At 50.0% G+C, this 25,532-nt stretch carries 24 protein-coding genes; 10 read left to right on the top strand and 14 right to left on the bottom strand.

Annotated elements, in window-relative coordinates:
- Positions 1–17 precede the first annotated feature (17 nt).
- Entirely contained in the window at positions 18–1,700 is a 1,683-nt protein-coding gene (locus tag KDW_RS06055) for a serine/threonine-protein kinase (protein WP_151755127.1), read from the top strand.
- A 16-nt stretch (positions 1,701–1,716) separates the two neighbouring features.
- Here the strand turns inward: KDW_RS06055 and KDW_RS06050 are convergent, their stop codons facing one another.
- Entirely contained in the window at positions 1,717–3,129 is a 1,413-nt protein-coding gene (locus tag KDW_RS06050) for a DEAD/DEAH box helicase (RefSeq protein WP_233097641.1), read from the bottom strand.
- 242 nt (positions 3,130–3,371) lie between these two features.
- On the opposite strand from KDW_RS06050, the gene KDW_RS06045 reads away from it, so the two are divergent.
- On the top strand, positions 3,372–3,683 hold the full coding sequence (locus tag KDW_RS06045) for a Clp protease N-terminal domain-containing protein (protein WP_151755126.1): 312 nt from the start codon (positions 3,372–3,374) through the stop codon (positions 3,681–3,683).
- A gap of 93 nt (positions 3,684–3,776) precedes the next feature.
- Here KDW_RS06045 and meaB read toward each other — a convergent pair whose 3' ends face one another.
- The 4 genes from meaB to rnc are packed head-to-tail and all read right to left on the bottom strand — an operon-like array spanning position 3,777 to position 7,596.
- Positions 3,777–4,733 carry a methylmalonyl Co-A mutase-associated GTPase MeaB gene (meaB, locus tag KDW_RS06040; protein WP_151755125.1) on the bottom strand — a complete coding sequence of 319 codons (957 nt, stop codon included), beginning with the start codon at positions 4,731–4,733 and terminating at the stop codon, positions 3,777–3,779.
- An 8-nt stretch (positions 4,734–4,741) separates the two neighbouring features.
- Positions 4,742–5,173: a cobalamin B12-binding domain-containing protein gene (locus tag KDW_RS06035; protein ID WP_151755124.1), complete on the bottom strand. Its 432-nt coding sequence runs from the start codon at positions 5,171–5,173 to the stop codon at positions 4,742–4,744.
- Positions 5,166–6,851 (bottom strand): N-6 DNA methylase, encoded by a 1,686-nt coding sequence (locus tag KDW_RS06030; RefSeq protein ID WP_162004993.1) that lies wholly within the window; start codon positions 6,849–6,851, stop codon positions 5,166–5,168. Before KDW_RS06030 ends, KDW_RS06035 begins: the two co-directional genes overlap by 8 nt.
- Before the next feature lie 4 nt (positions 6,852–6,855).
- On the bottom strand, positions 6,856–7,596 hold the full coding sequence (rnc, locus tag KDW_RS06025; protein WP_151755122.1) for a ribonuclease III: 741 nt from the start codon (positions 7,594–7,596) through the stop codon (positions 6,856–6,858).
- Between the two features lie 283 nt (positions 7,597–7,879).
- Here rnc and KDW_RS06020 point away from each other — a divergent pair, with 283 nt between their 5' ends.
- A complete protein-coding gene (locus KDW_RS06020) occupies positions 7,880–9,730 on the top strand; it encodes a copper resistance CopC/CopD family protein (protein WP_151755121.1) in 1,851 nt (616 codons plus the stop codon).
- A 134-nt stretch (positions 9,731–9,864) separates the two neighbouring features.
- A complete protein-coding gene (locus tag KDW_RS06015) occupies positions 9,865–10,095 on the top strand; it encodes a YdgH/BhsA/McbA family protein (RefSeq protein WP_151755120.1) in 231 nt (76 codons plus the stop codon).
- Positions 10,096–10,360: 265 nt separating this feature from the next.
- Here KDW_RS06015 and KDW_RS06010 read toward each other — a convergent pair whose 3' ends face one another.
- Complete coding sequence (locus tag KDW_RS06010) at positions 10,361–10,603, bottom strand: hypothetical protein (protein WP_151755119.1); 243 nt, start codon at positions 10,601–10,603, stop codon at positions 10,361–10,363.
- A 306-nt stretch (positions 10,604–10,909) separates the two neighbouring features.
- Between KDW_RS06010 and KDW_RS06005 the strand changes: the two genes are divergently transcribed.
- Genes KDW_RS06005 through KDW_RS05995 form a run of 3 tightly spaced genes read left to right on the top strand, consistent with a single transcriptional unit; the run spans position 10,910 to position 12,445 of the window.
- The gene (locus tag KDW_RS06005; RefSeq protein WP_151755118.1) at positions 10,910–11,143 is read left to right on the top strand and encodes a hypothetical protein; all 234 of its coding nucleotides are present in this window, start codon (positions 10,910–10,912) and stop codon (positions 11,141–11,143) included.
- Positions 11,113–11,379: a hypothetical protein gene (locus KDW_RS06000; RefSeq protein ID WP_151755117.1), complete on the top strand. Its 267-nt coding sequence runs from the start codon at positions 11,113–11,115 to the stop codon at positions 11,377–11,379. The genes KDW_RS06005 and KDW_RS06000 overlap by 31 nt, the downstream gene beginning before the upstream one ends.
- A gap of 25 nt (positions 11,380–11,404) precedes the next feature.
- Positions 11,405–12,445, top strand: coding sequence for a YncE family protein (locus KDW_RS05995; protein WP_151755116.1), 1,041 nt, complete (start codon positions 11,405–11,407; stop codon positions 12,443–12,445).
- A 278-nt stretch (positions 12,446–12,723) separates the two neighbouring features.
- Here KDW_RS05995 and KDW_RS05990 read toward each other — a convergent pair whose 3' ends face one another.
- The 5 genes from KDW_RS05990 to KDW_RS05970 form a co-directional block, all read right to left on the bottom strand.
- Positions 12,724–14,433, bottom strand: a complete 1,710-nt coding sequence (locus KDW_RS05990) for a hypothetical protein (RefSeq protein WP_151755115.1) — start codon at positions 14,431–14,433, stop codon at positions 12,724–12,726.
- A gap of 267 nt (positions 14,434–14,700) precedes the next feature.
- Positions 14,701–15,510, bottom strand: a complete 810-nt coding sequence (locus KDW_RS32680; protein WP_198925207.1) for a hypothetical protein — start codon at positions 15,508–15,510, stop codon at positions 14,701–14,703.
- 211 nt (positions 15,511–15,721) lie between these two features.
- Positions 15,722–16,756 (bottom strand): hypothetical protein, encoded by a 1,035-nt coding sequence (locus KDW_RS05980; protein WP_151755114.1) that lies wholly within the window; start codon positions 16,754–16,756, stop codon positions 15,722–15,724.
- A gap of 26 nt (positions 16,757–16,782) precedes the next feature.
- Positions 16,783–17,229, bottom strand: coding sequence for a hypothetical protein (locus KDW_RS05975; protein WP_151755113.1), 447 nt, complete (start codon positions 17,227–17,229; stop codon positions 16,783–16,785).
- The gene (locus KDW_RS05970; RefSeq protein ID WP_151755112.1) at positions 17,222–17,773 is read right to left on the bottom strand and encodes an RNA polymerase sigma factor; all 552 of its coding nucleotides are present in this window, start codon (positions 17,771–17,773) and stop codon (positions 17,222–17,224) included. The genes KDW_RS05975 and KDW_RS05970 overlap by 8 nt, the downstream gene beginning before the upstream one ends.
- Before the next feature lie 536 nt (positions 17,774–18,309).
- Between KDW_RS05970 and KDW_RS05965 the strand changes: the two genes are divergently transcribed.
- The 3 genes from KDW_RS05965 (at position 18,310) to KDW_RS05955 (ending at position 21,836) form a co-directional block, all read left to right on the top strand.
- The gene (locus tag KDW_RS05965; protein ID WP_151755111.1) at positions 18,310–18,567 is read left to right on the top strand and encodes a bacteriocin; all 258 of its coding nucleotides are present in this window, start codon (positions 18,310–18,312) and stop codon (positions 18,565–18,567) included.
- A gap of 112 nt (positions 18,568–18,679) precedes the next feature.
- Positions 18,680–19,258 (top strand): hypothetical protein, encoded by a 579-nt coding sequence (locus tag KDW_RS05960; RefSeq protein ID WP_151755110.1) that lies wholly within the window; start codon positions 18,680–18,682, stop codon positions 19,256–19,258.
- Positions 19,259–19,265: 7 nt separating this feature from the next.
- The gene (locus tag KDW_RS05955; RefSeq protein WP_233097640.1) at positions 19,266–21,836 is read left to right on the top strand and encodes a peptidase domain-containing ABC transporter; all 2,571 of its coding nucleotides are present in this window, start codon (positions 19,266–19,268) and stop codon (positions 21,834–21,836) included.
- An 80-nt stretch (positions 21,837–21,916) separates the two neighbouring features.
- Here the strand turns inward: KDW_RS05955 and KDW_RS05950 are convergent, their stop codons facing one another.
- The 3 genes from KDW_RS05950 to KDW_RS05940 form a co-directional block, all read right to left on the bottom strand.
- Positions 21,917–22,783 carry an ABC transporter ATP-binding protein gene (locus tag KDW_RS05950; RefSeq protein ID WP_233097639.1) on the bottom strand — a complete coding sequence of 289 codons (867 nt, stop codon included), beginning with the start codon at positions 22,781–22,783 and terminating at the stop codon, positions 21,917–21,919.
- A 329-nt stretch (positions 22,784–23,112) separates the two neighbouring features.
- The gene (locus tag KDW_RS05945; RefSeq protein ID WP_151755107.1) at positions 23,113–23,574 is read right to left on the bottom strand and encodes a hypothetical protein; all 462 of its coding nucleotides are present in this window, start codon (positions 23,572–23,574) and stop codon (positions 23,113–23,115) included.
- A 68-nt stretch (positions 23,575–23,642) separates the two neighbouring features.
- Positions 23,643–25,451: a hypothetical protein gene (locus KDW_RS05940; protein ID WP_151755106.1), complete on the bottom strand. Its 1,809-nt coding sequence runs from the start codon at positions 25,449–25,451 to the stop codon at positions 23,643–23,645.
- Positions 25,452–25,532: the final 81 nt, after the last annotated feature.

Genomic DNA, 25,532 nt, shown 5'->3' with positions numbered 1-25,532 from the left:
ATGGAGAGAGTAGTTTTATGGCGACAGAACCACGTTACCTTGGACATTATCAGATGCTGGAATGCGTTGCGCGAGGTGGCATGGGTGAGGTCTGGAAGGCGCTGGATACGCGCTTGCAAAGAACGGTGGCTATCAAGCTGCTGCTATCAAACTGGCGTGGCTCAAGCGATTTTGTCACACGCTTCCAGAGTGAGGCCCGGCTGATCGCGTCCCTACGGCATCCCAATATAGTGAATATTCATAATTTTTATATAGAGGAACGGGAGGGTGAGCCGCCATTCCTCTACATGGTCATGGATTATGTGGAGGGACAGACGCTGGCTGCGTATATCGCTGACACCTCCAAACAGGGCAAATTTCCTCCAGCTGAAGAGATTGTGGATATTTTTACGGCCGTGTCCCAGGCCCTGGATTATGCGCATGGACGTGGCATGATTCATCGTGATATCAAGCCAGCTAACATTCTGCTGGATCAAAGAGATACCAGAGTCAGGTCGATGGGTGAGCCGATCATTACCGATTTTGGGATCGCGCGCCGCCAGGGAGTATCAGGTGGCACACTGATCGGATCCATCGTGGGTACTCCTCTCTATGTGGCTCCAGAACAGGCGCTGGGAATGTATGAAGATAAGCGCAGCGATCTGTATTCCCTGGGTATTATCCTCTATGAGGTGATGACTGGCACACCACCATTTCATGGTGCGAGCATGATGAATGTGATTATGCAACATGTCAGTCAGCCGCCAGTACAGCCTGAATTGTTAAATACCCGGATCAGTCCAGCTGTTTCTGAAGTCATCTTGAAAAGTATTGCGAAGAAGCCAGAGGAGCGCTTCGCCAGCGCCAGTGCGATGACGGTAGCATTAGCGCAAGCTTTTCAGATTGCTCCTCCTGCATCATTGCTGCAAAGCATGCATACATCACCTCCCGATGCTGCCCTCTCTCTTTCTTATATCCATTCTATGCAGACTGTACAGTCGCCAGGCCAGCCTGATCCTCCCGTTTTGTCGCTATCTGATCTGGCTGTTTCACCCTCGCCATCTATCGTAGGATATGCAGGCATTAAAGAACCTATGAGTGAGACCGATGCAGATATGGCTACGGTAGCTTCGTTACGCTCAGGAGGAATAACACCCGTCTCTCTGCCTGGATCTGCTCCTGGACCGATACCTGCCCCTCCGCCACAACCACACTCGCAGGTGCAGCGCAGGTGGTTGCTCATAGGCAGTATCGTACTGCTGGTGGTGGCACTGGTGGTTGGCAGTCTCTTCTTTGTTACCACCCAGTCGCAAACATTTCAGCCTGCGGGCACGATCCATTTCTCGCGTGGTCCGGCGGCGAAGTACTATAATACACTCCAGATCGATGCCGAGCATATTCCCGCGCCACCAGCAGGAAAAGCCTACTATGCCTGGATTGATCCTGTGACCAGTGAAGAGCATCTTGTCCATTGGAAACTGACAGTCAAGGATCAGCAGATTCATAGTGGACCATTGAGTGATGCTGCAACTGCTAATTTGCTGCTCCCCGACAATCGTTTCCTGATCACCCTGGAAGACGCCACAAATCCTCAGGTGCTGGTTCCTGCGATGGATCCCAGGCTGCGTCTCTATTATGCAAAGATACCTTTGACGCATGCACCTCTTGTATACACCATGAAGGTGTGTCCGGCTGATGCCAATTCATCTGTCTGTTTCTGATTGATCGGAGCGCACATTAGCGCCGGCGTTTGGCGATACTTTCTTCGGTTGTATTGGTCGTGACCAGTTCATAGAGAATTGCCTGCCCGGCTTTAGGACGGAGGATACGGCCCAGGCGTTGAATGTATTCGCGCTTCGTGCTGTTGCCGCTGACAATGATCGCGATGCGGCAATCGGGAACATCGACACCTTCATTTAAGACGCGGCCCGTAGCCAGCTTGGTATATTCGCCACGCCGAAAGCGCTCCAGGATCGTGCGCCGCTCTTCGGTTGGTGTCTTATAGGTAATGCTGGGCAAACAGAAGCGCTGGCTGATCTGATCGACGACATCATTATATTCTGAGAAGAGTATAATTTGATCCTGACTATGCTCGTGCAGCAGCCGCTCGATCTCGGTATATTTGGCTGGAGCATTCATGGCGATATTGCGCGCCTCACGCCAGGCCAGCATCGCCTCCCGCGCCTCTGGATCGCGCGCGCTCATATAAATAATCTTCTGCTGAAAATCTTCCGGACTGCGAATCACGATGCGCCGACGTTGCAAAAACGAGCGATACAGGCGGCGCTGTTCGGTATAGCGTTCCTGTTCTTCTGTGCCAAGGGCAATGTCAATCACTTTCTCCTGATATTGGGCCAGAAAGCGCCCCTCGGTCAGTTCCGCTGGCGAGCGGCGATACACCTCGGGACCAATCAACTCTTCCAGTTCTATATGCGCCATATCGCTGCGCTCAGGTGTGGCACTCAATCCCAGGCGTAAGGGTGTAAAAGCACTTTCCGCGATCAAGCGATAGGTGGGTGCTGGTAAATGGTGGCATTCATCAAAGATCAATAAACCAAACTGGCGCAACTCACGTGGATATAAAGCAGCTGAATCATAGGTAATAATTGTAATTGGTTTTAATTCTTTTTCACCACCACCAAACATGCCAATCTCTTCCACTGGCACCGCCAGGGCTGCGGCCAATGCCACGCGCCACTGCTGCAAAAGATCAATCGTTGGTACCACAGCTAGCGTCCAGAGTCCGGTGGCTTGAATGGCCATCGCTGCCACAAAAGTCTTGCCCGCACCCGTGGGCAGGACCACTACTCCGCGGTGTTGTTCGGCCAGCCAGGCGGCCAGAGCCTCCTGTTGATAAGGACGAGCGTCCATGGCCAGTGCAGTCTTAAATGGCAGGGCTGGCCGTTCTGCAAAAGCAATGCTGAAAGGCGTCTGTTGCTGCTCAAGGGCCGCTTTAATCAAGGGAAAGTGGATCGGTAACGTGCGTAAAAAATGTCCCCGGCGATCCAGTTCCATGCCAGTCACCACTTCGGGTGGTAGATACGAGCCAAACAACTGCTCTATCAGTGCCACACGTGCTACCGTTTGCAATTCTAGCGGTGGAATAATCGCCAGATCCCGGCCGCGCTGATCAATAATCGTATGCTCCACAAACAATCTCCTCCTACAGACGCCATTGTATCTCAGGCCAGCGTCCCTGTACATCGTACCGGACTCGTACCGGCCGCTAAAATCCAGATCCCGCTTCCTCACAAACAAAATAGAGTCTTACTATCTAGTATTCCTGATAGATAGTGTCCGAGTGGAACCTTTTTGAGCAATAAGGCTGTATATACTGCTGAACTACCTGTGGTGATACTTTCAGCAAAGCTTATCTCAAGGAGTAATTGATCATGGTACAACATAGTCATTTCACCAGAAGGGCGCTAAAAATTTTAGAGTTATCCGAGCGCGAAGCCCAACGCTTGCAGCATCCATATGTTGGCACTGAACATATCCTGCTTGGCCTGTTGCTTGAGGGGAATGGTCTGGCTGCTAATGTGCTTAAAGAGCGAGGTATTCAGTATCAAGATGTCCAACAGGCCATTAACCAGATTCTCGCTTCAGGATCCCCGCAACGTCATCGCAAGCGTAATTTTTACACAACGCTTGCTTTGTCTGGTGTTGCCGCAGCGACGTACTTTGTTGCCCGGCGGAGAGTATAGCTTTTTTGTGGGTGATAGTAAGTGTTGAAAGGAGGATGAAAAGAGCAGGTGAATTTTGCGGTCAATGCTGCCATCGACCGCAAAATTGTCTGTTTATAAAGATGAATTGAGGCCGATACGCGTTTGCAAGCTGTCGGCGACACTATATGGATCGCGCTTGCGGTCGGTAACTTCGGCGATCAGGGCATCCCATTCTTCGGGATCAATCTGGGCCTGAAGTTTTTTGGCGACTGCTTGCATGATCAGATTCTGGATCTCGCTGTGGAGCTGACGCTGGGCACGCCGGGTGATCTGCCCGCTTTCCTTGAGATAGGCATAATGTTTATGCATAGCAGTGATCAGTTCGCTGATCCCCTGCTCTTTCAAGGACGAAGTTTTGATCACAGGAATGCGCCAGGCCGATTGCCGGCGATTGGGATCAAGGCTCAGAAGCATGGTTAGCTCTGCGGCGGTCTGATCGGCTCCGGGTTTATCGGCTTTGCTGACGACAAAGATGTCCGCGATCTCCAGGATGCCAGCTTTAATGGCCTGGATGTCGTCGCCCATTCCTGGTGCCATGGTCACCAGCACGGTTTGTGCTGTGCGCATGATCTCTACTTCAGCCTGGCCGGTCCCCACGGTCTCGATGATAATTGGATTATAACCGGCGGCATCCATCGCGCGTACCACGTCACGGGTAGCGGTCGAGAGGCCCCCCAGGTGTCCGCGACTGGCCATACTGCGGATAAAGACATTGGGATCTCCGGCCAGTTCCATCATGCGGATGCGGTCACCCAGAATGGCGCCCCCGCTAAAAGGACTGGTCGGATCGACGGCGATAATGCCAACCTTGTGATCCTGTTTGCGTAGCTCGCGGACCATGCGGGTCACCAATGTGCTTTTTCCGGCTCCTGGTGAGCCTGTCACACCGATGATCTGGGCCTGTCCGCTATGTTGATGAAGCTCGGCCAGAAAGGCATGGGCCTGGGGTAGCTCGTTCTCGATTAAGGTCACCATACGCGCCAGTGCCCGCCGATCTCCCTGGAGAAGGCGTTCAACGATATTTTTCACGCCAACACCTATGCCTCTACGCTCAGGCGTTCACCCTGAATATTGTTACGAACAAACGAAATAATCTCTTCAGTAGATGTTCCTGGTCCAAAGCAGCCCTGGATGCCCATCTGCTTGATGGCTGGAATATCTTCATCAGGCAGGATGCCGCCAGCAGCAATCAAGATATCATCGACTTCATTCTGCTTGAGAAGTTCGATAATTTTCGGGAACAGGGCCATATGGGCGCCAGAGAGAATGCTCATCAGGATTGCATCTACATCCTCCTGAATGGCGGCCTCAACGATCATTTCGGGCGTCTGACGGATACCTGTATAAATAACCTCCATGCCTGCATCGCGCAGGGCACGAGCGATGATTTTTGCACCACGGTCATGTCCATCAAGTCCCGGTTTTGCTACCAGGACACGGATCGGGCGGGCGGTCTGATTCTCAACCATACAAACTGACTCCTTCGTCAATACCACTGCGAGGCAAGTCAAGTGCTTGCATCTTTTCGAGAGCGGTTTCGTAGAGTACGCAAATCGCGCGCTCTTGTTCTTCATACAGCTCAAGGTTTTGTATTTTTAATTCTACAACGGAGGATGCTTTGTCGCAAGCATGCATCAGTAATTTTGCCCTGTCGATGATCTGCACTTTTTCAGTATACGCTGTATTGATCGGTATCGGCAGTTGAGCCAGCACATGTTGCTCAATTTGTGGTTGAACTAATTTGTAGGCGGTATGCAGAGTATACATGTACTCCTGCAGGATGCGTGAGTTGAGTAAGGCCAGCAAAAAGTACAGCTCTTCTTCTGTACTAAAAGCAGGCCTGCCTGGCTCATTTGCCTGTGTGTCTGACCAGGTTTCTGCTAGTTGTAGAATATACAACGTTTGTAGCACAATATGGCCGTGCAGATCTAACGTTGCCTGCAAGCGTCCAGAGCTCTTGACGAGTAATAGTTTGGGAGCAAGATAACGATCCAGGGGTTTGGCGATTTGCTCACTGGCAATCCAATAGCGGGCCCTGGGTATTTCATAGGGATGCACGTCTATTCCGCCGCGCAGGACTGGACGCCAGGCTGATTGCTGTGTGGTTGGTGGATTCGCGGTGAGTAGCGGGTTATCCTTGCCAAGTTCTTCGCCACGCCTGATCATGACATATTCGCCCATGCAACCCAGGCGACGCACCTCACCATTTTTCACCGGCTGATGGATCTGATGTTGGAGACGCTCAACCAGGGTTCCTGTGATGGAGCTCAGTAGATAGCGTAGCTCTGCTCCTGGTTGCTGGCTTAACAGGCTCTGTGAGACCGTGGCGGCAACTTCAAGTGCCAGCTCATTGCTGTTGATGGTTGGAGGCGGGGATGCAGTATCTGACCAGCGGGAGCGTTGCCAGGAGATATGATGCAGATGGTTGGGTGGTGTTTTCTGGGCGATAATCACGACCGCGCCGACATAGGCCGCAAAAACATCTGCGAGATGCCAGATATGATGAATCGTTGTCTCGGAGAGCAGGAGCTCCCGTTCCCGGGCCGCATTGGCACGTGCCAGCACTGGATCTGGCAGCACCAGACCAATCCAGCCAGCGGGTTTGACTACCTGGAGTGCCAGCCGGAGGAAAAGCAGATAACTATCAGCCTGACCACGTTGATGCGTGGAGCGATAGCCGCTCAGATCAATATTTTTAGCGGCCAGATAGGGTGGATTGGCCAGAAAGAGGTCGATATTGCTATGGTGTTGCCAGGGAAAGGCCAGACCATCTGCCTGATGGATGTGTGTATGTCGCAAGGCCTGGCTGTCAGGATAACTATCAGTAAAGGTTGCATGGAGTTGTAGCTCGGCCAGCGTGCAGGCAATGGGATCTGGATCAAAGCCCCAGATATTTTTTTTAATAGAGCGGGCGCTCTGGAGAGCAGATCGGTTGGCACGTTGACCATATGTTAGCAGGCGGCGTGTCGCGCCCGCCAAAAAATTACCGCTACCACAGGCCGGATCAAGGACACGTAGCTGTGAGAGGTCCTTGTCTGGCGTATAGCCGCAGGCATCCAGTATCTGTTCAACGAGACGTGGCGGAGTAGAGAAGTGCCCACGTGCTTTGCGTTCTCGCTGAGGCAAACTGGCTTCATACCAATGCAAGAGATTATGCTTTTGTGTCATTGGCTGACGAGCGTTTTTCTTTCTTTTGCAGCAACTGCAATGCTTCCAGCGCCGCTAAACGGCCAGCCTCTTTAATACTGGACGCCTTTCCAGTTCCCAATAGTTGTTCCTGATCAAACACGCCAACCAGGAAAACGCGATCATTGTGGCGACCACTTTGTTCGAGGACCCGGTAGCGTGGGAGATGGCCCGTGCGCTGCAAAATTACTTTTTGTAGACGTCCTTTGGGATTGGTATCTATGGCGTGGTTACTTACCAGCTCAATCATGGGAAAAATCGTGCGTGTGACAAATGTACGCGCGGCCTCGGTACCCTGATCGATATGGATGGCGCCGACAATCGCTTCCAGTACGTCCGCGCAGAGGGAATCGCGGGAACGCTCATTGAACGTACGCAGGTTAGCGATATCAACACAGATAAATGGGAAGAGACCGAGTTTTTGTCCAACCTGGGCCAGGACACGACGGCTTACCACCTCTGATTTGACGGCTGTCATTTCGCCTTCCGAGGCATCAGGATGCGTTCGGTAGATATATTCAACTACATGAGCGCTAATGATGGCATCACCCAGGAATTCGAGTGTGTCATACGAATCATGTACGGCCGTATTCGGGCAACACGAATGATGAGTAATCGCCCGTTGTAGCAACTTACGGTCGTCAAATGTAATCTGAAGTAATGACTCCAGAGCTCCAAGATTATCTACAGTATCTGCATCGTTCATAGTGCTTATTATATCTCAGTGATAACAAGAGCGTCGAGTCTTCTTACGCTTTCTTTGCCAGACTCGTGTGATTATAAGCTCAAACCGCCGGGTTACAAAAATGCTTGCCGCCCACCTATGATCGTGCTTGAACTGTTGTGAAGACTTTATTTGTGCCAGTGCAAAGAAGTTTTTATCCAGCAGGTTGCGCTATAATAGGGGGTAAGGATATGTTCATCCTATAGATATTCGGCATCAGTATTTCTTTTGGGTTTTATTATCATCTACGATAGGTTTGCACTTTATGCGATATTCACGCCGCTTAATGGCTTTTATACGTATACCAGGACTGGCTTTGTTACTGGCCGGGCTGCTGTTATGCTTTTTTATTTTACCAGCACAGGCGCATGCGATCTTGCTTAAGTCTGATCCAGCTAAAGATGCTGTGTTGGCTACCGCACCATCCCAGGTGAGCATGTGGTTTACCGAAGATTTGAATCCAGCTTCTAGTACCGCGGAAGTGGTTAATGCTACTAATACGCGCGTGGATACGAAAGATGCACATGTGACCGTCAATGATCCACGTGAAATGATTGTTTCTTTGCCCGCAAAATTGCCAGCAGGGGTGTATGTCGTGGTCTGGCGGACGCAATCGTCTGATGATGGACACGTGTTGCGGGGCTCTTTCCACTTCAGTGTAGCTCAGGCTGATGGTACGGTGCCGCAGGTAAGCAGCAAGACAATTCCTGGTACCGATGTGCTTGGTTCGAACTCAGCTACAGATGCCTCCAGTGGACAGTTGGATGGTTCAAGCCTTTTTAGCTTCTTAATGATCACCCTGGTTGATATCGGGGTTGTTTTCTGGGTGGGAGCGCAACTCTGGCACTCATTTGTGCTCCAGTTATTTGATACTCAAGAGGTTGAACAACAACGCGCCGATCAGCGCGCTATCCAGCGTTTTGAGCGCTTTTTCGCTGTACCTGTGCTGGTGCTCCTACTGCTAGCGAACCTGGGTGTACTCATAGGACAGGGCCTGGCACTCTCCGATGGCTCATGGTCGCAGGCGCTGCTGCCAGCGACCTTGCAAGGATTGGTCTTGCATAGTCGCTTTGGCACCTACTGGTTGTTGCGCCTGGCCGTCTTAGCGCTTGCGCTGTTACTGGCCGTATTCGCGGCCCTGAAACGGCAGCGTCCACGTGCTATTGATAGCACATTATCCTGGATCAACTTGATTTTAGCCCTGGCTCTTCTGATCGCGGTGACCCTCTCAGGACATGCGGCGGCGGTAAATGGCGACCTGCAGATTTTTGCCATTCTCGGCGATTGGTTGCATCTATTAGCTGCGGCACTCTGGGTTGGAGGGATGCTCTATCTTGCCCTGATCTACTTACCAATTCTGCATTCTACTACGCTGCCCTCGCGTAGCCGCATTTTATTGTCAACACTGGCTCATTATTCGCCGTTAGCTCTTGCCGGCGTAATTATCATGGCAGTAAGCGGTCCATTTAATGCCGTTGTGCACATGGATACATTTTCCCAGCTTATCACCACAGCTTATGGGCGTGCGCTTTCCGTGAAAACATTGCTGGTCATCGCACTCCTGGTAACCAGTTCTCTGCATGTCTTCGTGTATCGTCCGCGTTTAAAGAAAGCGTTTGCCAGTTATGAAGGGATTGGATCTCATCCGGACGATAAACCAGAGGATACTGGCAAGCATCCATTTCTGGCGCTGAGCTCAGAAATAAAAGTGCTGGAAAATAAGCTTGAAGGCCACGTCACCCGCCTGACACGGATTTTGCGCTGGGAACCTTTGCTGGGTGTAGCCGTATTAGTTTGTACAGGATTGTTGAACGTTTTTGCTGGCACATTGTTGCCAACAACGGTAGGTCAAACAACTTCATCTCAGGCTACAGTTGTGAAGCCATTTCATGGTACGGTGCAAACGAAGGACCATAAATATACCTTGAACGTGACGGTCTCACCTAATCGTTTTGGCACCAACGTGTTTACCGTGAATGTGTTAGATAGTAAAGGACAGCCGGATACGCAGGTAGGGGTGTCGATCTATACGACGATGCTGGATATGGATATGGGCACTGATGCGATTAATCTACAGCCTGATGGAAAGGGACATTTCAGTGCCCGGGGGATTTAAATATGGGTGGACACTGGCAGTTACGCATTGAGGTACGTACTCCTCAGGATACCCTTCACAGCGGAACGATTGATCTCACGACTCCATTTTAAGTTGGAGGAGTGGGTTGTTACCTTGATATTGAGGATGTAAGGATGAGCAAAAAGTTTTCTCCTGTATCATTGCCTGTCATATTACTGTGTGGGCTGGCACTGTTTTTGAGTGCCTGCTCCAGTTTCGATAATACTGTTCCGCCAGCAGCAACGCCAGAGGCGCAAAAGGTGAATGTCTTTGGGACGGCGGCCAATCATGTCCATGCTATGTTGGCCTTGCCGAATAATGTACTGGTGGTGGCTACCCATTATGGGGCTGTTTACGCTTGGTGATGCTAAAAGCTGGTCGGCCCCCGACCAGACCAAGTTAATATGTTGACACTGGCTTCCTGGCGGTGGTGTGATGGTGTGTGGGACGTCAGCGTGTGAATGGCTGGTTGCGAGCATTCGCTGTGTGGTGTAGGTGGGATGATATTGGTTTGATATTGCAGCCAGGTGGGGCAGAGCTGGCGGCTTGCTCTAAAGCGGCGGTCACGAGAAAAAATGTATACGTCTCGTGGCGGGTAACGTCCGCGGATGGAAGTTTAATGCTATGTTCCTAGAGAATGCCAATGGTTTTGTGGTCAGTCAGTTTTTGCGGACCAATCATGGTTCCAGCTATGTTGCCTTGCGAATTAATGATAGCGGTTGATGGGTGGTGGTAGGCAGTGTAGAGAGGGGATGTGCGTAGATTGGGACTGGTGGGGCTGTTTCGCTCTGGTGGGAGGTGGCGGAAGGAGTGACGAGAGCGGCCGGACGGGATGGTGGCGGGTGGTATGCCAGTCCAGGATGGATAGGACACATTTGATGACCTCTTGCCCTGCGAGTGCGGAATGTGTCAGCTGGTATATGCCTGGTCGAGCATTCGTGAGTAGCCAGACTGGTGATATGGTTTGTAGCCACCAGGATGGTGGCAAGAGCTGGCGGCTGCCTCTAAAGCGCGGATCGGAAAAATGTATACCGTTGTGGCGGGTAACCGTTCCGCGGATGAAGTTTATGCCTATGTTCCTACCAGAGGAGCCAATGGTTTTGTGTCAGTCAGGATGGAGGCAAACACTTCTCATCTCCTGCTGCCCTGCCTTTTGGACGTATTCTGGGTATCCTGGCCTTGCCCGATCAGCCAGGTCAGTTGCTAGTCTACAGTAACGATGGAGCGGCGCGTAGTAGCGATGGTGGCGCTCATTGGGCGCTCATCAAAGGTCTGGATTCCGCGATCTATAATATGACGACCAGCGGTCCCAGGGCCCTATCTATGCTTCAGGTGACCAGGGTATCCTGGCATCGCAGGACGGCGGAAAAAGCTTTAAACTGGTGTATGCGGATGCTCGCTATAGTGCCCTGATTGCCGCACCTGGTCAACCTGATCTACTGTATGGTAAGACTGGACGCATGATTTATAAGAGTATTGATGGTGGCAAAAGCTGGAAGACATTGCCGCAGATCAAGGGCAATCTGGAGAATCTCGTACCAGATCCACAGACCGCTACACGTCTCTTCCTGTCACTATCTTATCCCAGTGAGGTGTATCAATTTGATCAGCAGGCCGGGGCATGGACTTCATTGACACCGAAGGCATAGAGAGGAATAGAGGCCAGGTAATTACATGTATACACGTACCTATTCATTGTTGATTGTGCTCATCTTGCTTCTGCTGGCAGCCAGCGCTTCGTTTGTACCAGTCGCTCATGCAGATGGTGGGGCTCCTAATCTTGCCTATGTGGCGGGTGCCAATGGCGGTGTCGGTATCATTGATGTGCAGCAGCAAAAAGTGACCAGAACTATTAAAGTAGCTGGCGATCCCCATCTGGTGGCATTAAGCCAGGATGGTCGTTTTTTGTATGTGACACAGCCACAACTGAATCGTCTGGCGATCATCACAGCCAGAACGGGTGATCAGTTCTGTTCCGCCAATGTTCCTGGTGAACCTACCCTGCTGGCATTTGATCCTAACGTCAAATCTCTGTATGTGGGTGGACCAAAAAGTTCAACGGTTACCGTGATTGATGCGGAAAACTGTGCGATCAAAAAACGGATTGAGACGACCGGACCTGTCTATGGCCTGGCCTATGCCGCAGTGGGCTCTGCTGTTTCCGGGAAAAATGGTGAGCAGTTGTGGGTTTCCAATGAGAAAGCGGTGGCCATTTATGACGATGTGAGTGGTCAGTCCCTGGGAACCGTCGCCGTCCCCCAGGGGCCACGCTACCTGTCGATTCCTCCGGGCGCGACCATCTATGCAACCACCAACGAGGGCTCTGTGCTATCGATCGATATGGGAACCCATCAAGTCTCCAAACTGATCAGTGGCGGTACTTATGGTCCGATGGATTTTAATGAGACGAATGGTGAAATCTATGTGCCCGATGCGGCCAATAAGCAACTGGTGGTGTTGAATCCAGTCAACGCTGGCTTTGCCTTGCCCAAACAGCCAAATCATGTCTTGAAGCTGGATGCGGCACCACGTTCAATCGCCATTACCAATGATGGGCAACTGGGCTTTGCGGCTCTGAGTACTGGTCAGGTGGCCATGTATGATATCCCTGGTCGACAGGTGATTACCATGATTGCTACCGGCGGCACCCCCAATTTATTATTACCGGACTCTATCCGCCGAGCCTGGGTAGTACTCCTCAGCAGGCCAGCCTGATCGATAAGTTGGGAAATATCCTGGGGTATGTCATCGTAGTGGTGCTACTTGTCGTGCCCTTTATCCTTTTCCGCCGCTATTCCAAAGTACGACCTGCAGTCAGTGAGAAGCAAGCTGTGGAGGTACCGGTGGAGCAGGCTAATGAAGAACATTCCTCTCCTCAACCACCAGCGGAGCATTGAACTTTTTCGTACTGGTGAAGCAGAAAAATGCCTGTCTAATGAACAAGCGCCCGGCGTTAATTTTTACTAACGCCGGGCGCTTGTTATGCTTGAATGCTATTCTTTGGCAATAGTTCCAACTATTTCAGGTGCTTTTTTCAAGATGTGTGGCGCGACAATATTGGTGACAATCATATAGAAAGCCAGGCCATACAGCAGTGAGGCAGGCAAGCTGAGTAGCCAGATCCATTGCATATGGAAGAAGATGGGTAAGGCCACCGCAGCCCCCACGGGGATCAGCAGGACGACCATGGTTAACCAGGCTACCATTGAGAGCAGACCACGTAGACAGCCGCCTTCCGCTGACATATTACTTGTCGTCTGGAAGCCACGCCGTCCCTGACGCATTTTTTGTGGTAGAAAGACACTGGTAATGTTGCCGATACCCAGAATAATGCCAATACCAGCCAGGCCAACGACGAAGGCTGGTCCGATATAGAGCCAACCATGGGTGATGATTGCCGCCAGCAGAATTAGAATCGTGACCTCAACCAATCCAATCAGGAAAACGGCAATATTTTTGCCCCACAGGATATAACGGGGATCAATAGGGAAGAGAAACAGGGTTGTAATGCCCTGACGCTCAAAGCCCAGCGAGTTATAGGCCAGCGCGTAAAGGGTGAATAGAATGAACAATGGCACGACCGGTACTGCCCAGGGTCCCAGAATCGTAAGAATCCTGCCACTACTCTGACCACTATTGCTAAACACGGTAAAGCCTAAGTAGAGGACCAGGAAGACCATTGAGACCATGGATTGTAGAAAGATAGCCTTGATTTGTGGATCACGCCAGAAGTATTTGAGGTCTTTGTTCAGCATTGCCCTGACCTGTACTGGCAAGTAGCGTGTGATCAGATTACCAGTCGCTGCGCTTGCGCCTGTAGTCGTGGTAACGCGCTGACGACGAACCGTCTTGGCTGAACCAGCGCTTTCGGCGGCGGTCAGGCCACGCTCGACAATCATCTGCCAGAAGTATAAGAAGCAGAAGCTGATCACAATCAGAGCCAGTAACCAGACTCCGCTCATGAGCCAGTTGCCAACCGAGGCCTGCTGGATCGCGCGTGCCGCCATGCCTGGCGGTAGCCATTGTAGATAGGGTGAGAGTCCGGCATGGAGCATTGTATTATAGAAGCCCACATTGATAAATCCGCGCACCGCGAACTGGCAGAGGTAGCCGCTGGATGATAGGAGCACCACCAGGATCACGCTGATATCGCGAAAACGCCGGCTCTGCAATACTTTTTGCAGTAAGGCCAGAATGAGCTGACTTGCTGCTACCAGTTGCACATAGAATACAAGCATGGTGACAAAGGCCATCAGGGCCAGTGGAATTGAGGTCGCCCAACCCACGACGACAGCCCCCAGGGCAATAACTAATCCTACTGTCGGAATATCCAGTAGCGTAGAGATGACCAGACTGGTCATCAGTTCGCCGCGCGTTAGTGGAAAGAGTGCCAGCTTGGAGATATCCAATCCCTCATTGGTTGTAAATTCCAGTAGAGGCAATATCAGCCAGAGAGCAAAGATGCCAGTTAAAACCAGGAATAGGACTTCAGCATTGGCTGGAGCAGGCAGAAAACGGTAGGCAGCAAAGGTTCCGCCGGCAACCGTTATACCAATCGTGAGGACAAAGATGCCAAGAAAAATGGTACCGATAATGCGTGAGGCGCGATTGCCGCGGGTAAAGCCACGCGTAAACATTTTCCAGCGTAGCCAGAATAACCAGCGAATTTTATCCGCATGAAATGAATTACGTAGAGATATCACAGTCCCCCCTGAACTATTACAGTCACTAGCCAGGTAGAAAAAATTTATGCCACATATGATACATATGATACATACGTAAGAATAGACTCCTCTATCCAACTGTTCAGCAGAACAAACTTACAGATAGAGGAGTTTTTTCTGCTCGACTGCTTTGAACGAGTTATGTAAAGCATTCGCTATAGAAAAGGCATATATTAAAACGTATATACACTACTATAACCAAACAGTCAAACAGGTGGATAAAATTAATGCGTCTCGTACCCCTGGCTAAACCGAGAATGGCTCGTCTGACACATCATACCATGAGTTATTGGCGTTGGTCGCTGCCAGATTCGGCGCTGTTCTAGTGCTATTAGAGGCCATATCGGTCTTATTCGACAGAACGAGTTGTGGGGAGTGTACAGCACTACTGGCGATGGTGGCAGCACTATGGTTCTCGGTCTCAGTGGCAGATAAAGTATTTATGTTATTCGCGTTAAGGGTGCCATCTGGCTTCAGGGTACGAGTCCAGGAGGAAATGCCACTGACTGGCTTTTTGACATTGATGGGTGGCAAAAGCTTACGGCGGAAGAACCAGAGACCGATTGCAAGACCCATGAGCAGGCATACGAAGACAATCGCGATGATCAGCAACATCCGAGAAAAACCACTGTCTCCTGCTTGATCTGCTGGCTGGTTTCCAGCCTGTGCATCGTGCGTAGTCGGGGCAGGTGTCGAAGCAGGAACTGGCGTCTGGCTTACGCGGGTAGGGGTAGCCTTTGCCTTGACCGTAGGCGATGCTTTGGTCGTAGTTGTCGGTGCTAATCCTGGTACTGCAGCACTTGTTGGATTGGGATGTATTGGTGGTGTTGCACTGGTCGGTGGCGTTGGCGTTGGCATTGATTGTGCTGGAGTGGGCGTAGGTAATGGTTGTGGAGTGGGTGTGGGTAATGGTTGTGGAGTCGGTGTTGGACACACGAAGAGCACGCCACATGTACTGCTGGCATAGGCAGTTTTCATTAGCAGCCCGGAGTGCGATCCCAGCATAATGACCAGCAAAAGGCTGGCTAGTAGTGCGCGTAGAGAGATAAGGGGCACTGATATCTTGTGAGGACGCTGCTTGAGTCGAGATTGCTTTATGTTATCTATTATAGCAAGACATCGTATATTTTTCATCTTAGAAACCTGCCTCTCATCTGGACGTATAGTCGGGCGGATGTGTATGCAGAGTACCTTTTATCTTAAAGAGGTACTCTGCATACATTGTTATCCCCCAATGGATAGTTCATGATTTATTGGCGTGTTTTGGCTAACCTGCTGGTTTGAATGAAGCCAGCATGGTATTGAAAGCTTGCGTATTTGCATCAAATGTATCTGGCGGTGCACTAAACTCGATTTTATAAGGATTTTTCTGATTAGTGTATGCAATCTCTGTTTTGCTGGCTGGATTTAGCAATGTCGCCAGCTGATTGACCGTGCCAATTTTCCAGAGCATGCCGTTATAGGTGGCAGAACTCGTGCTGAGTCCACTTCCCAATTTCAGATCAGGATCCATATTCAGCAGTTGATCCGCCGATAATCCGCTAGTATTTAGTACATTGATATTGACAAAAGCTGCACTCGTCACTGATGGACGGAATTGCACCGTTTGTTGATAGGTACCACCAGTAGTTATGTTGGTAATTAACCAACTGGCTGGATACTGAATGGTGAAGTACTGACCGCTATACACTTTTATGCCAGCCAGCGTTGTTGGTGGTGTCGGTGTCGCCGCGGATGGTGGCGTTCCCTGCGCCAGTGATGTTGCCGTTGGCGTCACTTGAGGTCCTGGTTTGTTTGTAGCTGGCGCCGTAGCGGTAGCTGTGGCTAAAGGCATATCCTGCGCCTGGAACGAAGCAAACATGTTATTGAAAACCGGCCTATAGGCGTCAAATTTGTCTGTTGTTGTGCCAAACTCAAGTCTGTAAGGAGTTTTCTGATTAGTATAGGCAACCTCACGTTTACTGCCCGGAGTGTGATCAGAAGCCGGAAGGTTGACGATGCCAGTCATCCAGGGCACACCATGATAGACAACTGAACTCGTGCTGAGTCCGCTCCCCAGTTTGACATCAGGATCCATATGCAGCAATTGAGTAGCAGTAGAGCCACTATTATGTAAAACTGTAATATCAGCAAAAATAGTACTTGTCGCGGAAGGTCGGAACTGCACTCTTTGCTGTGAAGATCCACCAGTTGTTAAGCGTGTAATGATCCAATTGGCTGGATACTGGATGGTGAAGTACTGACTGCTATAGACCTTCATATTGGCTACATCTACCGTCGATTGGCTCTGAGGTGTAACCACAACGCTGGAAGGCTTTGGGTGCCCGATCAGCGTGCCATAGACATCAGGTATGAAATGGTTGGCCAGAGGAAGATGGCCAGCAGTATTACTGCCGCCGTGACGCCAAATCCGACCATGCGCCGCTTCCAATACACGGCCTTTTGGGAGCGTTTTTTATTGAGCTGCAGGATAGGATGAGATGACTCTTCTCCAACAACTGGTCTGGCCTTCTTTTCTTTTGCCTGAGAAGGTTGGATAGTAGACAAATCCGCGATTGTGGCGTCATTGTCAGCATTCAATGCAGATATATGGTTATTAATACGCGCCCAGGCTTGCTCTAACCTACGCTGCTCAGCATAAATATCGTGCAGATTATGGGTAGTACGAGCGAGCGGAGTTTTAGTCTCAGAAGTGGATGTCCGAGGCTGTGAAAGATACTGTTCTATTTGCTCATCTACGTTCTCTAGCGTAAGTTTTTCGTCATCCCTATCCATTGATCCGCTCCTTGTCATGTGTGCTATAGAGATCCCGTAAAAGATTGAGCGAACGTAATAGCAGGGATCGGATGGCACCATCACTTTTGTGCAGTTTTGAAGCAATCTCTTTGGTACGTAGACCCTCACCGAAACGCAGTTGTAGTACCTGTTGTTGCAGTTCTGGTAGGACAGACAAATGGGAACGCAATAATTCCACTTCTTCTCGCTCCACTATTTCTTTTTCTGGTGTAACCAGGTCGGCATCAAATGGACTATCCAACATTTCGTCCAGAGTTACCTCTGGATATCTGGTGACCCTGCGTTGGTGGTCGACTATTTTGTTGCGTGCTACGCGTTGTAGCCAGGCAAATTGTTCTTCCATCGTTAATTTGAGCAAGTTTGGACTCTCAATAGCAGCTAGAAAAACTTCAACTAATACATCATCAGCATTTTCATTTGAAAATATATATCTATGAATGTATCTCAGAATATCAGGTGCATGTTTATTGTAGAGCTTTTCAACATGTAAACCGCTAAGGACTTGCCGTTGTCGTTGATGCATGGTGCTCCTCAAGGGTATTTTTGAAATCTCGCATGGTTATCGGGGCAATATATGGTAATGTTGCGATGTTCATCGAAATACTAACCAAAATGGCTATTTATACCCGGTTGCCAAACAGACGAGCTGTGATTGGCATATTTTATCCTACTCACCCGGGTAATGAAAATCTATCGGGTAACGAATTTTTACGGAATCGTTCAAATCGCGCAACATTTTTCAGACTTTTTCGATAACAAAATGAGACCGCAGAAAATGCTCTTGCAATGCAGTTATGCTGTAGGGATGGAAACAAGGTGTTTTGTGTTATGGTCTCAACAATTTCAAGAAAAGTGTTTAATGTCTTGAAATGCTTACCGCTGAATGCGTGAATATCTATCTTCGGAGTCTGTTATGGCTGGAATGTATAGATAGCTTGCAGCATTTATCGTGTGAGCCCGAGTCGAAGTGTTTATTGTTTGCCAATTTTTACTACTGCCAGTTGACCGTAAATGGTTGCATGGCGGAGGCAAACGTTTTACGAAAAGGAGTAGTATAGCATGTTTAAATTTGGAAAGAAAAACACAGAGATCACGGACCAGGTTATGGAAGAAGTCACCGATGAGCAGTTGAGCCAGGTCTCAGGTGGTAGCCTGCTCAATACTGTTGACATGGTCGACGTATTTTCGACCGTTGGCAATGTTACTAACACGGCAACAGGTGCTGTTAGCAGCTTGAGTGTAAGTGGAATAAAGGTTCAGGCCGCGGGCGCTAGCGTCACAACGCCTGCGATTGTTCCAGGTACCTTACTCCCCTAATTGACGCCAGGCAGTCTGCTCTGGACCCCAGAATGCCTGTGTGTGGCAAGGCAAAAGTTATAACCATTGGTTAGGCTTTTGCCTTGTCTGTTTATGAGGAAATATCATACCGATGTCAGGACGATCTATCTTCCGAGAAAAGGCCGTAGAACGATATCAGCAGAAACACGAGCAAGGAGTATTGTTACATGTGGCTTATCCGCCGGCATTGATCTTCTTCTGGATTTTTTTGCTAGCCCTTTTTGGTGCCGCGGGTTTTGCCTTATCTATCCAGGTGCCAGTTGTTATTCAGGGTCAGGGAATAATTGTCGAACAGAAGGTAGCCGGACAAAGCGCGAAAACAGCCGTAGCCGAACTCTTTTTTTCACCGCACCAGCGGGCAGGACTTCATCCAGGGCAAGCCGTTGTCGTGAACATTGGCTCGACCCCAACCAGAGTAACTGGCATTGTCGAGCAGGTGGATGCAACCCTGATAAGTCCTGACCAGGCACGTAGCCGTTACAAACTTCAAGGTGGACTGGCGCAGGTAATCGTAGAGCCGTCTTTTACTGTTACTATTTCCATCGGGTCTGCTGCTTCCTCAAGCGTTTATGCTGGTAGCCTATGTAGTGCACAGATTCAGACTGGATCGCAGAGTGTGCTTTCCTTGCTTCCAGGATTCAATCAACTTCTCAGAAAATCAGAAGGATAGAGTGATTATGGAACAGAAACAGCATACCCAATTTGTCGGAAAAGGCATGGTGAGCAAGAAGCCGCAGAAGCTGCAGGGGCCGCCCCGGCTTATGTTACCCGGTTCTTTTCGGCGCACTGACTCTCGACGCCCGGTATCCTCCACGATTTCTGCTCCTCCCACGGATAATCTGCATACTGATAAACATATAGCTTCTGGCCCTCAACTCCTTTCATTGCCGAGCCGGCCGATGCCTGCGGTTAAAGGCCAGCAGGTTTCACGTGCATCTTCTCCGGAGCCACAGGTGCTGAGGGTGCCTGAAAACAAGCCTGCCAGTATAGTACCAGAGCAAGCAGCCGCAAGGCCCCAACTGGTTCAGAAGCAGGCACAGGAAGCCAGACAGCCATCCTCAGCAGGAGTGTCAGCCCCTCGCCGCAAAAGACGCTGGCGTCGTGTGCATGAACTGAGACAGATGAGTGCCGTTGAATGCGGAGCATGTTGTCTGGCAATGATCTTGAATTATCATGGCTGTACAGTCAGTGTTTCGGATGTGCAGGACCTCTGTGGGGTGGGCCGTGATGGTCTGTCCGCGCTGGCGATTGTAAAGGCTGCACGCCAGTATGGACTGCGGGTGCGTACCGTCTCGTTGAAAAAGAATGATTTTCGTTTTCTCACCTTGCCAGCCATCGCTCACTGGGAATTCAATCATTTTGTGGTGATTGAGCGCTGGTCTAGCCGGCATGTGGATATCGTTGATCCAGCAACAGGGCGCAGAAAATTATCGCAGGCGGAGTTTGAGGAGGGTTTTACAGGTGTCTTAATTATGCTCGAACCGGGCGCAAGTTTTGAGCGCCATACTTCATCCCGTACTCTTTCGCTGTGGACCTATCTGCGCTCGTTGCCAGATATGCGCGGGGTTATGGCCCAGATTATTGGCATTTCCCTGTTACTACAGATTATTGGATTAGGCGCGCCGCTGTTAACACAGACGATTATCGATTATGTGATCCCAACCAAAGCTGGCAATCTTTTAATCATGCTTGGTATCAGTATGCTCTTCCTGATTCTGATGCAAGGCGTCATGAAGCTACTGCGTGTTTCTTTACTTATCTATCTGCAAACACGTATGGATGCGCAAATGATGCTGCACTTTCTGGAGCACTTGCTGAGTTTATCCTATCGTTTCTTTCAGATGCGTTTGAATGGCGATCTGCTATCACGTGCGGAAAGCAACGCGGCCATTCGTGATCTATTAACGGGTCAGATGATCTCTACTCTGCTGGATGGTTCATCGGTACTTGTCTATCTTATAGTCTTGATTATCCAATCGAAGCTATTTGCTGGTGCGACCATCGTTATTGGTGCAGTGCAGGTAGGTTTGCTACTATCTACGGCCGCAGCTATTCGCAGGCTGACCATGCGTGATCTGATTGCGCAAGGAAAAACGCAAGGATATCTGAACGAGGTGCTGGCCGGTATTGCCACGGTGAAGGCCGCTGGCGCGGAACAGCGAGCGCTGGCCCGTTGGACAAATCTCTTTTTTGACGAGATGAATATTTCTAACCAGCGTAACTATCTTCAGGCGATGGTCGGGATTGCTTTTGAGATCCTGCAATTCTTATCGCCACTACTACTGCTCTGGATAGGGGCTACGCAGGTGATCAATGGTGCCATGTCCGTTGGTTCTATGCTGGCACTGAGCACGCTGGCCGTTTCATTTCTGGTTCCTCTCAGTTCACTGGCCTCCAGTGGACAGAAAATACAAATAGCGCATGCCCACTTTGACCGTCTGGCGGATGTACTTGGGAGCGAACCGGAGCAGGACCTGCAGCAGGTTCAGTTACCACCACGGTTGAAAGGTGCACTTGAACTGAGGCAGGTAAGTTTTCAATATGATCCTAATACCCCACCTGTTTTGAATGATATCGCGGTCCATATTCGACCCGGACAAAAGGTGGCACTGGTTGGAAAGACTGGCTCTGGTAAGAGCACGTTGGGCAAATTGCTGATCGGTCTGATCACTCCTACCAGCGGAGATATCCTGTATGATGGTATCCCATTGAAGCAACTCAACTATCAGGAGGTACGGCGGCAGTTTGGTGTTGTGCTGCAGGAGTCGTTTGTTTTCAGTGGCTCTGTGCGCGAAAATATTGCTTTCAATAACTCTGATATGAGTATGAAGCAGATTATCCGAGCCGCAAAAGCCGCAGCTATCCATGAGGATATCGAAAAGATGCCGATGGGCTATGAAACGTTGCTGTCAGAAGGTGGGAGTGTCTTCTCGGGTGGACAGCGTCAGCGCCTGGCATTGGCGCGCGCCCTGGCCAATAATCCCGTCCTGATGTTACTCGACGAGGCAACCAGCGCCCTGGATGTGACGACCGAGCGAGCGGTCGAGCAGAGTCTCAATAGTCTTTCTTGTACGCAAATCGTGATCGCACACCGTCTGAGTACCATCCGTAACGTAGACCTTATTCTTGTCCTGGATCAGGGACGTATTGTGGAGCAGGGTACCCATCATCGCTTGCTCCAACGCGGTGGCTTCTACGCACGTTTGATTGAGATTCAGATGGAGAATGGCGAAATTGGAGTCGCATAAAGAGGATCTCTGGTAGTAAGAGAGGCTGCATTACGTATATGATGAACATAATGCAGCCTCTCCGTGCTTTATGGATAATCCTAGTCCAACCAGCTTAAATTGTGGTTCTCATTGCGCACACCGATTACATTGAGGAAGATATCCTCTAAGGTGGCATCTTTATCCCCACCATTGCCACTGGCGCGCTCGCGTAGCTCTTGCAATGTACCCTCGGCAACCAGGACTCCCTGATTGATGATACCCACGCGGGTACAGAGCCTCTCCACTACTTCCATGATGTGCGAAGAGAAGAAGATCGTGGTACCCCTGTGCGTCAGGTCCTGTAGAATGTCGCGGATGACACGTGAACTGACTGGATCAATGCCCTCAAATGGTTCATCCAGGAAGAGTACCTGGGGACGATGAATAATCGCAGCGGCCAAGGCTACTTTTTTGCGCATACCCACTGAATAGTCGACAATCAATTTATCCGCATCATTAGCCAGATCCAATATCTGCAATAACTCCTCAGTACGCTTCAGAATATCAGCCTCAGGCACGCCATACATATGGCCCGAGAAGGTAATAAACTCGCGTCCAGACAGGCGCTCGTAGAGATTCAGATATTCTGGCAGTACTCCCATCAAGGCCCGGGCTTTGAGTGGATCTTGCCAGACATCGATGCCGCCAACCCAGATATTGCCCGAACTGGGTCGCAACAAGCCAACCATCATTTTGATCGTCGTGGATTTACCTGCTCCATTGGGTCCAAGAAAACCAAAGAATTCGCCCGCTTGCACCGTTAGATTGAGATTATTCACCGCCCATTTCTGATCAAACTGGCGAATCAGATTGCGGGTCACGATAGCATAAGACGTGTTGTTATTCGCCTGCATAGGAACCGGAGAAGTATAGTACTGCTCCACCGAAGAAGTAGTAGATGAGTTCGGTTCAGGAAATGTCGTCATGCTCATTATCCTTTTTCATTATGATGCATGCAGGTACTCTGTCCTGCATCTGTTTTCGGTAGACCCGGTCAAAATATCTTTATGTTTATGTTCAGCTGTCTGCTCAGGCTGACTATTTAAAGGCTATGATTATTATAGCAGAAAGCTATTTACCTGTATTTCATAGACATAAACGGAATAGGATGGGATTTATCCAATGAAAATGCACTGGCCCGCTCCTTTTTTTTATTGAGAGCTTTTTAATGGGCTACACTATGCAGGATATATAGCGATATAAAAAAAGGCGGCAGGAGAAATATTCTTTCTTCTGCCGCCTTTGATTGGTTGTTTTAGTTCATCCACTCGCCAGGAATGCTGCGGTCGCGAACGCGCACTTTGGCTTGAGCGTTGTTCATGTTTTTGCCATCTTCGTTAATGCGTTTCGGCAACTCGGACAAGTTGATGCGGTGCCAGTAGGCAGCAGGGAAGAGTCCCAGGCCGATGGCGAGTGCTACGCCTATCTCGGCCTGGTTGATAGGGAGTCCGGGCGGTAGGCGGAACAGTGATTGTGAGATGACGCCTAGCAGTACCAGTAAGGCACCTACGAAGAGCAGCAGTTCAAATGCACAGGCTCCATAGTAGGACAGGATCTCAAGGTGCTTATTGCGGCGATAAAAGATCGCCAGTCCAATATTGAGCAGACAGAGAAAACCTGTGACCCATAAGACAATCGGAATGATGTCAGTTGACTTTGATTTAAAAGCCAGTAGGCCTGCCTGTTGTAGTGCTACAGACGCGATTATGTTAGTCATAGTTATCAACGAATACCTCCACCCAGAAATGTTGTGTGTGCGCTAGAACGGATAAGATCAATAAAAAATTAATTGGTTGTCGTCATCACGAAGTTGGTAAAGGCAACATCTGAGCCATCTTTATCGGCTAAGCCATTGACGCCTACACCAACGTTGCCAGGGCCATAGCTTGAATCTGTCGCGCTACCCAGTTTGACCCCATTCACAAAGAAGGTGAACTGGTGACCAACCACCTGTACCTTCAGGTTGTTTTTTGCCTTGCCACCCTTGAACTCTTTGCCAGTGGCATGTTTCCACTTTGGATCGGGGGCCCAGCCGCCTCCTGCTATTCGATCGTCAAGGGTAGTGAACTCGTATCTCCGATCATCTTTATTGTTAACGAGGCGGAATGCATAGGTTATCGGATGACCACCTATCTCGGTATAATTAAAGAGCAAGCCAAAGAAATTAAAAGCGTTACCCTCATCACCTTTGATTTGTTGCATGTCCACGCTTAAAGTGTATTTTGCTGGCGTTACGATGCCTCTTTGCGCAGAAGATACAAAGTATGGAACGTCCTTTGTTTTCTTTGAACTAACATGGTAAGCATTATCGGCGAAATAGGCTTTGATACCTTTACTCAATAGATCTGGTCTTGTTTCAGTAGTTAGCCAACCGCGTCCATTAGAGCTAAGGTTGTCATCAATAAGAAATGTGGGAGTTGGTTGTGCCTGTACTGTTGCAGTAGCATTGAGATTGGTGTTTGAGATTGTCTGGCCTGGTTTATTGCCAGATCCTGTAGTTGCGACCGGCATGTTGCCGCTGGAGCGGGTCATCATATAGATGCCGGAGCCAAAGACGATGAGTAAAGCCAGGACAGCCAGGAGCACGAGCTTGCCATTTTTCTTGACTTTCCCTTGAAAGGAGGCGTCAGGTGGCGGCAATGGTGGTAGGGTACCGGTCGGAGTCTGGGAGATCACGGGTAGGATGCCGGTTTTGAATTCTCCAGGTTTGCCGGCGACCGGGATACGCACGACCTTGACGGCCTGGTTCAATTTGAGCATGCCAGTATCACCACTATACTCGCCCGCAGGATGCATAAGCGCGCCAGTGTTGCCTGAAGCTCCAGTTTGATTGGTGTACATGCCACTCGTGCTGAAGGCCTCGGTAGGATTCTGATGCATACCGTTATTGCCAGGAGCACCGGTCTGATTTTTAAATGTGCCGCTGTTACCCTGGGTGCTACCAGGATTCTGGAATATGCCACTAGTGCCGAGGGCACCGGTAGGTTTTTTGTTATAGATACCACTGTTGTTAGTGCCATTGGGCTGCGCGCCATAGGTGTCGTCAAGCTGGCGTGTCGCCGGTGCTGCCTGTCCATTATTCGTTTTGGGAAACATTGGATTGCCCAGGAGCGAGGAACCGCGTCCTAACTGTCCCGTTGGGGTGCGTTGCGGCTGGCCATTGGATCCAAGCTGGGTGTTGCTATTCCCCATCGTATTGAAATTTGAGGCTGACTGTGACGGTGGAGATTGAAAATTCTGGTTTGCAGCCCCATTTCCCGGTTGTTGCGCTGATTGAAATGCCTCGGCTGCGGTTTCATTCCACGATCTCTGAGCAGGTTGAGACGACTGAGCATCAGCTGATCCACCCCAGCTTTGTTGCGGCGGCAGAAAGGACTGAGGTCCATTTCCTGCGTCGGGCTGTTGTGGTGTCCAATCTGGATTGGTCATTGGTGGTTCCGTACGCTGATCGGCCAGATTGCGCAGATTTGCTTTGCGCCCCAGGCGTGCGTTGGGCCCAGTTTTTCTCGTATTCTCAGTTTGTCCTGCGTCGCCTGATTGATTCCCCATCTTTGGGGAGAACGGCGAATTAAAAGGTCCTTGTTGATTATTCATATCTCTCACCGGTGTGTAATGGCGTATATTTTACAGTAATAAAGAATGTTGCCTCTATATCAACCACTCAAAATGTGTTGA

This window comes from Dictyobacter vulcani (assembly GCF_008974265.1).
Lineage (GTDB): Bacteria > Chloroflexota > Ktedonobacteria > Ktedonobacterales > Ktedonobacteraceae > Dictyobacter > Dictyobacter vulcani.
The sequence above is the reverse complement of the archived record's forward strand: the minus strand, read 5'-3'. Positions and strand labels throughout refer to the sequence as shown.